This window comes from Neorhizobium sp. PAMB6716 (assembly GCF_058242805.1).
The window spans coordinates 3,620,334-3,632,460 of record NZ_CM177835.1 but is presented as its reverse complement, the minus strand read 5'-3'; the positions used below and the strand labels follow the sequence as shown (position 1 = coordinate 3,632,460).

Annotated in this window: 12 protein-coding genes; 3 read left to right on the top strand and 9 right to left on the bottom strand. The window is 60.4% G+C overall.

Annotated elements, in window-relative coordinates; all coding sequences use genetic code 11:
* Nucleotides 1–17: 17 nt before the first annotated feature.
* Both AC4CWH_RS17545 and AC4CWH_RS17540 read right to left on the bottom strand, forming a co-directional pair.
* Entirely contained in the window at nucleotides 18–2,012 is a 1,995-nt protein-coding gene (locus tag AC4CWH_RS17545; protein WP_491319715.1) for a PhoX family protein, read from the bottom strand.
* Nucleotides 2,013–2,105: 93 nt separating this feature from the next.
* Nucleotides 2,106–2,648 carry a L,D-transpeptidase family protein gene (locus AC4CWH_RS17540; RefSeq protein WP_491319714.1) on the bottom strand — a complete coding sequence of 181 codons (543 nt, stop codon included), beginning with the start codon at nucleotides 2,646–2,648 and terminating at the stop codon, nucleotides 2,106–2,108.
* 117 nt (nucleotides 2,649–2,765) lie between these two features.
* On the opposite strand from AC4CWH_RS17540, the gene AC4CWH_RS17535 reads away from it, so the two are divergent.
* Nucleotides 2,766–3,449, top strand: a complete 684-nt coding sequence (locus AC4CWH_RS17535) for a response regulator transcription factor (RefSeq protein ID WP_491285138.1) — start codon at nucleotides 2,766–2,768, stop codon at nucleotides 3,447–3,449.
* Between the two features lie 25 nt (nucleotides 3,450–3,474).
* Entirely contained in the window at nucleotides 3,475–3,930 is a 456-nt protein-coding gene (locus AC4CWH_RS17530) for a cyclic nucleotide-binding domain-containing protein (protein ID WP_491319713.1), read from the top strand.
* Nucleotides 3,931–3,940: 10 nt separating this feature from the next.
* Here AC4CWH_RS17530 and AC4CWH_RS17525 read toward each other — a convergent pair whose 3' ends face one another.
* A complete protein-coding gene (locus AC4CWH_RS17525; RefSeq protein ID WP_491321464.1) occupies nucleotides 3,941–4,399 on the bottom strand; it encodes a DUF421 domain-containing protein in 459 nt (152 codons plus the stop codon).
* Nucleotides 4,400–4,564: 165 nt separating this feature from the next.
* On the opposite strand from AC4CWH_RS17525, the gene AC4CWH_RS17520 reads away from it, so the two are divergent.
* Nucleotides 4,565–5,068, top strand: a complete 504-nt coding sequence (locus AC4CWH_RS17520) for a GrpB family protein (RefSeq protein WP_491319712.1) — start codon at nucleotides 4,565–4,567, stop codon at nucleotides 5,066–5,068.
* A gap of 30 nt (nucleotides 5,069–5,098) precedes the next feature.
* Here the strand turns inward: AC4CWH_RS17520 and AC4CWH_RS17515 are convergent, their stop codons facing one another.
* From AC4CWH_RS17515 to AC4CWH_RS17490, 6 genes are all read right to left on the bottom strand, one after another.
* Nucleotides 5,099–5,899, bottom strand: a complete 801-nt coding sequence (locus AC4CWH_RS17515) for an exodeoxyribonuclease III (protein ID WP_491319711.1) — start codon at nucleotides 5,897–5,899, stop codon at nucleotides 5,099–5,101.
* Between the two features lie 80 nt (nucleotides 5,900–5,979).
* The gene (locus AC4CWH_RS17510; RefSeq protein WP_491321463.1) at nucleotides 5,980–6,579 is read right to left on the bottom strand and encodes an outer membrane lipoprotein carrier protein LolA; all 600 of its coding nucleotides are present in this window, start codon (nucleotides 6,577–6,579) and stop codon (nucleotides 5,980–5,982) included.
* A 107-nt stretch (nucleotides 6,580–6,686) separates the two neighbouring features.
* The gene (locus AC4CWH_RS17505) at nucleotides 6,687–9,350 is read right to left on the bottom strand and encodes a DNA translocase FtsK (protein WP_491321462.1); all 2,664 of its coding nucleotides are present in this window, start codon (nucleotides 9,348–9,350) and stop codon (nucleotides 6,687–6,689) included.
* 395 nt (nucleotides 9,351–9,745) lie between these two features.
* Nucleotides 9,746–10,114 (bottom strand): hypothetical protein, encoded by a 369-nt coding sequence (locus AC4CWH_RS17500; protein WP_491319710.1) that lies wholly within the window; start codon nucleotides 10,112–10,114, stop codon nucleotides 9,746–9,748.
* 212 nt (nucleotides 10,115–10,326) lie between these two features.
* Nucleotides 10,327–11,679, bottom strand: a complete 1,353-nt coding sequence (locus AC4CWH_RS17495) for an ammonium transporter (RefSeq protein ID WP_491319709.1) — start codon at nucleotides 11,677–11,679, stop codon at nucleotides 10,327–10,329.
* Between the two features lie 27 nt (nucleotides 11,680–11,706).
* Nucleotides 11,707–12,057 (bottom strand): P-II family nitrogen regulator, encoded by a 351-nt coding sequence (locus AC4CWH_RS17490; RefSeq protein WP_185969881.1) that lies wholly within the window; start codon nucleotides 12,055–12,057, stop codon nucleotides 11,707–11,709.
* Nucleotides 12,058–12,127 lie beyond the last annotated feature (70 nt).

Sequence of the window (12,127 nt, the reverse complement as noted above, 5' to 3'; positions counted from 1 at the left end):
CAAAGCGTCAGGAAATCTCAGACCGCGATCTTGCCGCCACCCTTCTTGGTGATGGCAACGACTGACGGACGACAGGGCAGGTCCGGCTTGAAATCGGGCCAGCGGGTGGAGAGATCCTCGTAATAGGACGCACGGCCGTGGCCGGACCAATCCTCGCCGCCATCGCCCGGATGCTGGACGGCAACGAAGGCCGTTTCGTCATCGGGAGCAAACAACGGGCCGCACATTTCAGCGCCAACAGGCACGCGGAAGAACAGCTTCGACGTGGCACGTGCTGCACCTTCCGTATCGACGGCCCAGAGGCCATCGGTGCGGCCGGTCTGCTTGTTGTTGTTGCCATCGGTTGCGACCCAGAGACGGCCGGCAGTATCCACCGCACAGTTATCGGGCATGCCGAACCAGCCGTTCTTCGTCGTTTCCGTCGAGAAGGTGGAGCCGACGGCCGCAACCGAGGGATCGCCACACTTCAGGAGCACTTCCCACTTGCCAGCGGTTGCCGAGAAATCGCCGTCGTTTTCGGAGATTTCAATGATGTGGCCGAAGGCATTTTCGGCGCGCGGATTGGCGGCATTCACCTGGTCTGCCTTGCGCTTGGTGTTGTTGGTCAACATCACGTAGACTTTGCCGTTGACACTGTTCGGCTGGATGTCTTCCGGGCGGTCCATCTTGGTGGCGCCGAGGAGATCGCCGGCGCGGCGGGTCTCGATCAGCACGTCGGCCTGGGTGTGGAAGCCATTTTCTGCCGTGAGCGGGCCCTGGCCGAAGACCATCGGAAGCCACTGCATGGTGCCGTCTTCGCCGAACTTCGCCACATGGAGCGTGCCCTTGTCCAGCAGGTCCATGTTGGCAGCGCGGTCATTCGGGTTGAAGGCGGCTTCCGTCACGAACTTGTAGACATAATCGAAACGCTCGTCGTCACCGAGATAAAAGACGACCTTGCCGCTCTTCGCCACGATCGATTCGGCGCCTTCATGCTTGAAACGACCGAGGGCGGTGCGCTTCTTCGGCATGGAGGTCGGATCCATGACATCCACTTCGACGACCCAGCCAAAACGGTTCGGCTCGTGCTGCTCCTTGGAAAGATCGAAGCGGTCGTAGAAATTGCCCCATTCATAGGAGCCTTCCGGTACGCCGTAACGCTTGTAATTGGCAGCTTCCGCATGGCCCTCAGGCAGCTTGCCCTGGAAATAGCCGTGGAAGTTTTCCTCCGCCATCACATAGGTGCCCCAGGGGGTCACGCCGCCGGCACAGTTGTTGAGCGTGCCGAACACCTTTGTGCCGGTCTGATCGGCAGCCGTCTTCAGGCGATCGTGACCGGCGGCCGGACCGGTGATCTGCATCGGCGTGTTGGAGGTGATGCGGCGGTTATATTTGCCATCGGCCACCACCTGCCATTTGCCGGAAACCTTGCGGATTTCAACGATGGTGCCGCCATGCGCCATCATCTCCACGTCCACCTGCTCCTTGGAGAGCGCGCCCTGCTTGACCTTGCCATCGACGACAGTCACGAGGCCGGGGAACATCAGGTGCGGGTTGGTGTATTCGTGGTTGACGACGAGCAGGCCGTGATCGGCAGCGCCGTCAAGCGGAATGAAACCGACATAGTCATTGTTATAGCCGAACTGCTTTGACTGCGCGTCTGCCGTCTGTTTTGTCGGATCAAACTGCGGCGCGCCGGGAAGCACCGCATCGCCCCAGCGCAGCAGCACATCGGCGTCATAACCTTCGGCGACATGGTGCGTGGCATCGACGCCGGCTTCCACTTCGTTGAAATTAAACGCAGAACCGGATTTGCCGGCGGCGCGCGCCTCATCGGCGCTCATCAGAGCGACGGGGCTGACGGTCGCCGCAATCGCCGATACGGCCAGCGACCCCTGCAGGAAATTGCGCCGTGAAAACCGCTTCGAGATGATTTCGCCCATCGTCGGGTTGGCGCTGGCATTATGGCCTTCGCCATCTGCCTCTTCCAGAAGCGTGGTCGGGAAAGGCTTGTGGGTGAGCTGCTCGTTCATCAAACGACCTCCAGTATAGAAACACAGTGCTTTTAAGAGCCGTTCTAATCTACAGGCCGCATGTTGCGGTTGTACGACAAACCCGAGACAATGTTAGATGACGCGCACCATCATGCCCGGCCGCATGAACCGGATGAGCCGACGCATGGCGGTGGCGCTGATGGCGATGCAGCCTTCGGTTGGCTGGTAACCGGGGCGGATGAGGTGGAAGAAGATCGCCGAGCCGCGATGGCGGCGTCGCGCGGTGATATTCCAGTCGAGTACGAGGCAGACGTCATAGAGCCCGTCGGTGCGCTGCATACGCTCATGGCTTGGCTTGAAGGGGGCACGCACCAGCCGGTTATAGGCGGCATGTTCGGGCGCATCACACCAGAGCATGTCTTTCTCGATCCGCCGCAAGGGAAGTGCCGTCGGCAGGGCGCCTACGTGTTCTGCGCGCACAAAACCGTAAAGCAGCTTCATGGCGGCAATTGGCGTTGCACCATCGCCTTCGCGCTTGAATGCCGTTCGCCCGGAGCGACCGATGGCGGCGGGCACGGTGATGCCGCCAAAACTCACGAAAGCGCGAGCAGGATTTGATGGTGCGGGGCGAACCGTGATCATATTGCCCTTGCCGCCGGCCTTTTTCCCACCCATTTGTCTCACACAATGTTGCTTTGGATATGATTTCGTTTGAAATTCATAGCACAATGTCCCTTAGTTCGAAGAGCCTCGCCGCCGATGCGCGACGGGCAAATGAAAGGCAAAGACGGCATGGCAGCCCGCACCGTACTGCTGGTGGATGACGATGAAGACCTGCGCGAGACGCTGGTCGAGCAGCTTTCTCTTTACGAGGAATTTTCACTGCTGCAGGAAAACAACGCCACCAAGGCAATGGCGACCGCAAAATCGCGCCAGATCGACCTGTTGATCATGGATGTGGGCCTGCCTGACATGGACGGGCGCGAGGCGGTGAAACTGCTGCGCAAGGGCGGGTTCAAGGCGCCGATCATCATGCTGACCGGGCATGACACCGATAGCGACACCATCCTTGGCCTGGAAGCCGGCGCCAATGATTATATCACCAAGCCGTTCCGTTTTGCCGTGCTTCTGGCCCGCATCCGCGCCCAGCTCCGCCAGTACGAGCAGAGCGAGGACGCCACGTTCACCGTTGGCCCCTATATCTTCAAGCCCAGCCAAAAGCTGCTCACCACTGATGACGGCAAAAAAATCCGGCTCACGGAAAAGGAAGCAGCGATCATCCGCTACCTCTACCGCGCCGGCCAGAAGGTGGTGACGCGCGACGTGCTTCTGGAAGAGGTGTGGGGCTATAATTCCGGCGTGACCACCCATACGCTGGAAACCCACGTCTACCGTCTTCGTCAGAAGATCGAGCGCGATCCCTCCAGCGCCGAAATTCTGGTTACTGAAAACGGCGGCTACAAGATCGTTCCCTGAACGAATCTCGCAGAAGAAAGCGACCATGGCCCTTAGCGACGATATTCGTCTTCTCTCCGGCGTTCCCCTGTTCCAGGGGCTCGATGACGACCAGCTGCGGCTGGTCGCCTTCGGGGCGGAACGCCGCAGCGTCGCCAAGGGTCAGGAGCTTTTTCGCGAACAATCACCGGCCGAATGCGCCTATGTGGTAGCGCGTGGCCGGCTCGATCTCTATACGCTCGGCCGGGACGGCATTGCCGATCTCGCCCGCTCCGTCGGCCCCGGCACCATGCTGTCGGAACTGGCGCTGGTGACGATGGTAGAGCGCAAGTTCACCGCCATTGCCGCCGAAGATGGCGAAGTTCTGCGCATTCCGCGCACGCTCTTTCACCGCCTGCTGGAGGAATATCCGGCAGTTGCGCGCATTCTGGAGCAGCGGATCAGGGATAATCTGGTCGGCCTGGCAAAGGCTGCGGCGGCCATGCAGGAGCGGTTTGCGTGACGAGCACGGTTTAGATCACGCTCAACGACCCGTCACTTTCCAACACCACTGCCTGCACATTGCTCAGATCGCCATGGCCGTTCGACCGCACGGCGCTCAAAACCTCATCTTGCGTTATTCGCTGCCGATGCATCGCCTGATCGCAGAATGCCCCCTGGCGCACCAGAAGCGTCGGCTCCGAGCGGACAGCCTTTGCCGCTGCGGGAACACGCACGGAAAGAGCCGTGACCAGGTACTGTAACCCGATCAGCAATGCCAGGGCGGTCACGCCTTCGGCAAGCGCAATCGATTCCTGGAGCAGGATGGCAGACAGGGTGGAGCCGAGCGCGACTGTGACGACCAGATCGAAGGCGTTCAACTTGGCAAGCGTGCGCTTTCCCGAAATCCGCAGGAAAAGAACCAGAACCACATAGGCCAGCGTGCCCACAATCAGTGTTCGGGCGATGCCGGACCACCCCTGAAACAACATGCCAACCAGATCCATCGATACTCCCCTCGAAAGCAACTGCTGTTCGGGAACTCGACGGGAGTAGGGATGTTCCCCAGCCTCTCGGTAAAATGCGCTTTCGTCTCCGGCCGCGGAGCACTACAATAGATCCCGGTTTATGCGTTTCGATACCTCCCCGAGATGCCCATGGCACTGACCAGCAAGATTACCGATTATGATGCGCGTTGGCCCTCGATGTTCCTGTCCGAGAGGAATCGCATCGCCCCCTGCTTCAACTCTCAGCTGATCGAAATCTACCACGTCGGCAGCACAGCGGTGCCTGGCCTGGCTGCAAAGCCTGAAATCGATATCATGGTCGAAGTATCGAAGCTTCAAGACGAAATCTTGCGCGACACTCGGCTGCAGGCGCTGGGGTATGTTCGCAGAACAAATCTTTCCGACCAGCATCATTTCTATCGTCGAGACGTCGATGGCGTGCGGACCCATAAGTTGCATGTCTGCCATCGGGGTCACTCGGAGATCGGGCGGCTGCTGCGTTTCCGCGACCTCCTCAGATCTGATCCGGTTCTAAGGCAAGAATATCAACAGCTAAAGCTGGATCTGGAGGCAACAAACCGCGACGGGATGAGCGAGTATCTTGCCCGCAAAGCTCCCTTCATCAACGCACTGGTGGGGCCGCCACTGGCATGAGGCTTCGGGCAGCAGACCGGCGATTTCCCCTCACATCCGAAACGTCGCCGTCACCGGGACATGGTCCGATGGGCGGTTCCAGCCGCGGGCTTCCTTCAGCACCTCGATGTTTTCGAGCAGCGGCCCAAGCTCGGGCGAGGACCAGATGTGGTCGAGGCGGCGGCCCTTGTTGGCGGCTTCCCAGTCTTTGGCACGGTAACTCCACCAGGTGTAGAGTTTTTCGGAGGCGGGTACGTGCTGGCGCATCAGGTCCAGCCAGCCGCCTTTTTCCATCACCTCGGTCAGACCTTCGGTCTCCACAGGCGTGTGGCTGACGATCTTCAGCATCTGCTTGTGCGACCAGACATCATGCTCCAGCGGCGCGATGTTCAGGTCCCCGACGAGGATGGAGGAGACGCCAGGGCTATCTGCCTTCAGCACCTTCATTTCCTCGATGAAATCCAGCTTGTGGCCGAATTTCGGGTTGATCGCACGGTCCGGTTCGTCGCCGCCCGCGGGAACGTAGAAATTGTGCAGGCGGATGCGGCGACCGCCGCGCTCGAAAATCGCGGAGATATGGCGGGCATCGCCCACCTTGCAATAATCCTGCCGGTGATCTTCCGCGAGCGGCACCTTGGAGATGATCGCCACGCCATGATAGCCCTTCTGGCCATGCAGGACGATATGCTCGTATCCCATGGCCTGCAGCGGCTCGAGCGGAAACTCTTCCACCCGGCACTTGATCTCCTGCAGGCAGAGAATGTCGGGTTTTTCGCGCGCAAGAAACTGCTGGACGATGGGCAGGCGCAGGCGCACCGAATTGATGTTCCAGGTGGTGATGGAAAAGCGCATGAAAAAACCTCGACGTGATACGCCGAGGTTTAGGCTTTTTTGCAATGGATGGGCAAGGGCTTCAGCGCCCGAAGCCTGCCTTACAGCTTATGGACTTCGTTATAGGGGATGGTGAAAACCTTGTCGTCGAAGCGCACGCCGTTCTGCACGTTGTAGATCATCACCGACGTATCCTTGTTCTGCAGGTCGGTGATCGTCCACTGGCGCAGGTCATAGGTTTTCGGGTCGAACATCATCGTAATCGTGCTGTCGCCGAACACCGTCTTGTTGCCGAGCACGATGGTGGTGAGATCGGATTCCTGTTTCACATCGCGCACCATCTGGTTCGACAGATCGATGCGGTCGGCGAGAAGCAGGCTGAGCGGCGTCTTGGAGAGCGGATAAAGATCCCAGGTCTTCAGCTTCAGATTGCCGATCACGACATTGTTGCCATCGGCAATAACGCGGATCGGCGAGGGATCCTCGAAATTGAAGCGCAGCTTGCCGGGACGCTCGATGAAGAATTTGCCGCCGGTCTGTTCGCCGCGCGGGCCAAACTGCACGAACTCGCCCATCATCGTCTTGACCGAGGAAAAGTGGTCGGCAATCTTCTGGGCAGCATCGGACGTGGCCGAGCCTTGCGCAAAGGCAGGCACGCCCACCAGGCCACCAGCCGCCAGCGCACCAAGGCCCAGCATCATGTGGCGGCGGCTGAGGGCAGCGGAAGCGGTCATACGGGTCGTCATGGGTTCAAATCTCCTTCAGGCCAGTCATGGCGGAAAAACGCGGCGGCTTCGTGGCCTTGCCGCTACCGCTCGATGATATCGGCCTCGGTCGGTACAAGGATTTCACGCTTGCCGGCATGGTTAGCGGGGCTGATCACCCCCTCCTGCTCCATGCGCTCGATGAGTGAGGCGGCACGGTTGTAGCCGATGCCGAGCCTGCGCTGGATATAGGAGGTGGAGGCCTTTCCGTCCCGCAGAACGATCGCCACCGCCTGATCGTAGGGGTCGTCCGAGTCCGACAGGTTGCCCGTGCCGGCCGGGCCGCCACCATCGCCATCTTCGTCGTCATCGGCGGTGATCGCATCGAGATATTGCGGCGCGCCTTGCGTCTTCAGGTAAGCGACGATTTCCTCCACCTCGGTATCGGAAACGAACGGACCATGGACGCGCTGGATACGCCCGCCGCCGGCCATATAGAGCATATCGCCCATGCCGAGCAGCTGTTCGGCACCCTGCTCGCCTAAAATGGTGCGGCTGTCGATCTTCGACGTCACCTGGAAGGAAATGCGGGTCGGGAAGTTCGCCTTGATCGTGCCGGTGATGACATCGACGGACGGACGCTGGGTTGCCATGATGACATGGATGCCGGCCGCACGCGCCATCTGTGCCAGGCGCTGCACCGCGCCTTCGATATCCTTGCCGGCCACCATCATCAGGTCGGCCATCTCGTCGATGATGACGACGATATAGGGGATGGGCTTCAGGTCGAATTCTTCGGTCTCATACATGGCTTCGCCGGTCTGGCGGTCAAAGCCGGTCTGGACCGTGCGCGTCAGCACCTCGCCCTTGGCGATGGCCTGCTCGACGCGGCTGTTGAAGCCATCGATGTTGCGAACGCCGATCTTCGACATCTTCTTGTAGCGTTCCTCCATCTCGCGCACGGTCCACTTCAACGCCACGACCGCCTTCTTGGGGTCGGTGACGACGGGGGACAGGAGATGCGGAATGCCGTCATAGACGGAAAGTTCCAGCATTTTCGGATCGATCATGATGAGGCGGCACTTTTCCGGCGACAGCCGGTAAAGCAGCGACAGGATCATCGTGTTGATGGCAACCGACTTGCCGGAGCCGGTGGTGCCGGCGACCAGAAGATGCGGCATCTTTGCAAGATCGGCAATGACAGGCTCGCCGCCGATGGTCTTGCCAAGCGCCATGGCAAGTTTTGCCTTGCTGCTTTCGAAATCGGTGCTGCCGATCATTTCGCGCAGGAACACGGTTTCACGCGTCTGGTTCGGCAGTTCGATGCCGATGGCATTGCGGCCGGGAACCACAGCGACACGGGCGGCAATGGCGCTCATCGAACGGGCGATATCATCGGCCAGACCGATGACGCGCGACGACTTGATGCCCGGCGCCGGCTCCAGTTCGTAAAGCGTCACGACCGGGCCGGGGCGCACATGAATGATCTCGCCCTTCACGCCAAAGTCCTCCAGCACGCCTTCCAGCATGCGGGCGTTCTGTTCCAGCGCATCGGCAGACAGCGTGCTGTCGCGCACGGCATGGCGCGGTTCGGTCAATAGATGCACGGAGGGCAGCTGGAAGCCGCCGTCGTCGATGAACGAGGCCTGCGCTTCGCGGGCGACGCGAGCGCCGGGGCGTGGAGGTGCCGCGGCCGGCACGACGCGCCCGGCCACGCGGGCACCTGTCGGATGCGAGGGCCGTCGAGGGGAATTGAACATCGGCTCATCGTCATCATCCGGCAGGATGCCGGCGGGGCGGGCCATGTCCTCGTCCTCGTCTTCCTCGTCTTCAACCGACATCGGTGGCGGCGAGATGCGGCGGCGGGCAGCCATCAGGTCCGACATCGGGCTTTCAAGCGAAGGTTCGAGGCGGCCGGAAGGCGAAGCCTTGGCGCGCACCGGTTCGTTCAACTTGCCGAACTCGTCCTCGTTGAAGTCATAAGGTTCATCAAAGCCCGAAGCGCCATGGCGGGCGCGAGGCTTGATGTGCAGCAGACGGCGCAGGCGCGCCTGGGTGATGTACCAGGTATGGGCAAGCGCGCCGAAGGCCAGAAGGCCGGCAAAGCCACCGTCATCATCCTCGTCATCAACGTCTGCGGCCTTGCGGCGCGGGGCTGCGGGAGCCTCGTCCTCATCATCCTCGTCAAGCTCGTTGCGGCCGACAAGGCCCGCGGCAAACAACAGGAAACCGGTCGTCGGCAGGGCAAAGACGACCCCCAGAATGGTGGCGGCCATGCCTGTCGGATAGGCGCCCACGAAAAGCGCCGGAAATCTGAGGATCATATCTCCGATGACGCCGCCGATGCCATTGGGGATTGGCCAGGTTTCAGGGGCCGGAAAGCAGCCGAGAGCGGCAGAGGCGAGGACCGTACCGGCAAGCCAGGCACCAAAGCGGGCGGGGATGCGGCGCAACGTGCGTCCGGAGATCAGCGCAAGCGCCCAGGCAAGGACCGGCAGAAGTGCAGGAACGCTGGCAAGGCCCAGAAATTGCAGCATCAGGTCGGCGAAAACCGCACCCGGAAACCCGAGAATATTGCTCGGCGGACTGTCCGTCGCGTAGGAAAAGCTCGGATCGGCAACATTCCATGTGGCAAGTGATGCCACGGCGAGCGCCAGCGTGAAAAACAGCGCGAAACCGGACAGTGCCAGCACCTGCCTGACCACGAAGGCTGTCAGCGCATGGCGGGTGGAATTCTGCGCCATCGCTGTCGAAGTGCTTCTGCCCATGTTCATTCAGCCCGAACTTCCCGTTGACGCAAGAGCGCATACGCCATGCGTTGCCACCCGGCACACATTCCCTTGCAAGGGCAGATTAGACAAAGTTGGTTAACGTGGCTTTAACCAGACGCGTCGCGACTGCCGAAGCGACACACCGCACACTCCGGTCCCACCCACACGCAGCAGGACGCAGATCCACCGCCCGCCCCGGAAAGGGAGAGGCAAAGGCAGAGGCAGAGGCAGAGGCAGACGGAAACGCACGCCCACTTCGTCCAGCCACATCAACCGAAAATTCGCTGAGAGTGTGGAGGACGCCGCTTTCGAAATCGCAGCGGCATTGCCGCGAGCGATACGGCCCAAAACATCAAAAAGAGGGGTTTGCGAGAGACCGGTAAAGGACGGCCCTATCCGGCGCGCTGCACGGCCACGGTATCCTGCAGGCCAAGGGCGCGTTGCGCGCGGGCATTACGCTCGTCGGAATCGGCGAGCCTGTATCCCCTTGCAATCAGTCTTGTCGTATAGATCCGGTTGTAGACGCTGCCCCACACGCCACCAACGACGAGCCAGCCAAGAGGCAGACCGAGGGGGCCAAGGCCAAGGGCGACCAAAAAGGCGAACACGCCGCCGATCAGGCAGATACCAATGCCGATGACCACATCGCCTCTTGCAATGGCAGGCAGGCCGCCAAGGAATAAACTGGTCCCGCTGAAGCCATAAAAGCCGGTACGCGCTAAACCACTTCTTGCGTGCATCAACTGAACAGTCGTCGTCACCCGCAGTCTCCAATTCAGCAACACATCAACAATGCAGCCTCCCGAACCCTCAATACACCTGGCAACATTACAGTGCAATGTAAAAATATAGCTTCAGATCTATTATGAAATTCGAATTAAGAAACATGTATTATTACAGTTTGGCAACAAAAAGGCCCGGATTTCTCCGGGCCCCGATATTTCATTTCGGCACTGAGGCCGGAGCACCAGCCTTATGAGTGGTAGGCCGCTTCGCCGTGCGAGGCCAGATCGAGACCTTCGCGTTCGGCTTCAACGGTCACACGCAGGCCGACGATGATGTCCACCAGCTTGTAGAGGATGAACGAACCAACGCCGCACCAAGCGAGCGTGACCAGAACGGCATAGACCTGCGTCATGACCTGATGCCCCATGGTGACGCCTTCGACATAACCGACGCCACCGAGCGAGGCAGAGGCGAAGACGCCCGTGGCGATCGCGCCGAACAGGCCGCCGATGCCGTGGACACCAAAGACGTCAGCGGTATCGTCATAGCCGAACTTGTTCTTCACCACGGAGACGAAGAAGTAGCAGAGCGGCGAAACGAGGAGACCCATGACAATCGCGCCCATCGGGCCGGCAATGCCGGCAGCAGGCGTGATGGCGACGAGGCCGGCGACCATGCCGGAAGCAGCGCCCAGCATGGACGCCTTGCCGCGGGTGAAGGTTTCAACGATCGACCAGGAGACGATTGCAGCCGCCGTGGCGATGAAGGTGTTGACGGTGGCAAGCATTGCGCCGCCCGAGGCTTCCAGGTTGGAACCGGCATTGAAGCCGAACCAACCGACCCACAGCATGGCCGCACCGACGAGGGTGAGGGTCATGGAGTGCGGAGCCATCATGTCCTTGCCGTAGCCGGTCCGCTTACCGAGCATGTAGGCGCCGATCAGGCCGGCAACGCCGGCATTGATGTGAACGACGGTGCCGCCGGCAAAATCAAGCGCGCCCCAGCCGAACAGCAGGCCGTTGGCATCCCAGACCATGTGAGCGATCGGGAAATAGACGAAGGTAACCCAGAGCACGCAGAAAAGGATCGCTGCCGAGAACTTGATGCGTTCGGCAAAGGCACCGACGATGAGCGCCGGCGTGATGGCGGCAAAGGTCATCTGGAACATCACGAAGATATATTCCGGGATGACGACGCCCTTGGAGAAGGTGGCAGCCGTCGTGGTCGTATCGACGCCGGCCAGGAACATCTTGGCGGTGCCGCCGAAGAAGGCATTGGTGGAGCCGCCGAAGGCGAAGGAATAACCGTAGATGACCCAGACGAGCATGACGGCAGCGCCGATGATCGTGCACTGCATCAGAACGGAGAGCATGTTCTTGGCGCGCACCAGGCCGCCGTAAAACAGGCCAAGACCTGGCATCAGCATGAACAGCACGAGGATCGTGCAGATGAACATGAAGGTGGTGTCGCCCTTTTCCGGCACCGGTGCTGCCGCGACCACAGGCGCAGCGTCCTGGGCAAAGGCGACAGCCGGCGCCAGAAGGGCGGCCATCAAGGCACCCAGGCGTCCGGAAATGGACGAAAACTTGGAAAATGACATTGCAGATGACTCCCCTGATCAGCCGTCTTAGAGCGCTTCAGTGTTGGTTTCGCCCGTACGGATGCGCACGGCCTGCTCGATGGAATAAACAAAGATCTTGCCGTCGCCGATTTGACCGGTCTTTGCGGCAGAGGCGATGGCCTCGACGGCCTTTTCGACCAGGTCAGAGGCAACCGCGATTTCGATCTTCAGTTTGGGCAGGAAGCTGACAGCATATTCCGTGCCACGATAGATTTCGGTGTGCCCCTTCTGGCGCCCGTAACCCTTGACCTCGGTCACGGTCAGGCCCTGAATGCCGACAGCCGTGAGGGCTTCGCGCACCTCATCCAGCTTGAATGGCTTGATAATGGCCATCACGATTTTCATGTGGTTTCCCATCCTTTGTTGTCTCGGCGCGGAGCCGGTTCTCCTGGCCGCTGACAGATCTGTGAACAGCGACTGCTCCTCT

Coding starts and splice junctions, on each gene's coding strand:
- AC4CWH_RS17545 (WP_491319715.1), bottom strand. CDS start 2,012: ATGAACGAGCAGCTCACCCACAAGCCTTTCCCGACCACGCTTCTGGAA.
- AC4CWH_RS17505 (WP_491321462.1), bottom strand. CDS start 9,350: ATGGGCAGAAGCACTTCGACAGCGATGGCGCAGAATTCCACCCGCCAT.
- AC4CWH_RS17520 (WP_491319712.1), top strand. CDS start 4,565: ATGGCACTGACCAGCAAGATTACCGATTATGATGCGCGTTGGCCCTCG.
- AC4CWH_RS17530 (WP_491319713.1), top strand. CDS start 3,475: ATGGCCCTTAGCGACGATATTCGTCTTCTCTCCGGCGTTCCCCTGTTC.
- AC4CWH_RS17510 (WP_491321463.1), bottom strand. CDS start 6,579: ATGATGCTGGGCCTTGGTGCGCTGGCGGCTGGTGGCCTGGTGGGCGTG.
- AC4CWH_RS17535 (WP_491285138.1), top strand. CDS start 2,766: ATGGCAGCCCGCACCGTACTGCTGGTGGATGACGATGAAGACCTGCGC.
- AC4CWH_RS17490 (WP_185969881.1), bottom strand. CDS start 12,057: ATGGGAAACCACATGAAAATCGTGATGGCCATTATCAAGCCATTCAAG.
- AC4CWH_RS17540 (WP_491319714.1), bottom strand. CDS start 2,648: ATGGGTGGGAAAAAGGCCGGCGGCAAGGGCAATATGATCACGGTTCGC.
- AC4CWH_RS17495 (WP_491319709.1), bottom strand. CDS start 11,679: ATGTCATTTTCCAAGTTTTCGTCCATTTCCGGACGCCTGGGTGCCTTG.
- AC4CWH_RS17525 (WP_491321464.1), bottom strand. CDS start 4,399: ATGTTGTTTCAGGGGTGGTCCGGCATCGCCCGAACACTGATTGTGGGC.
- AC4CWH_RS17515 (WP_491319711.1), bottom strand. CDS start 5,899: ATGCGCTTTTCCATCACCACCTGGAACATCAATTCGGTGCGCCTGCGC.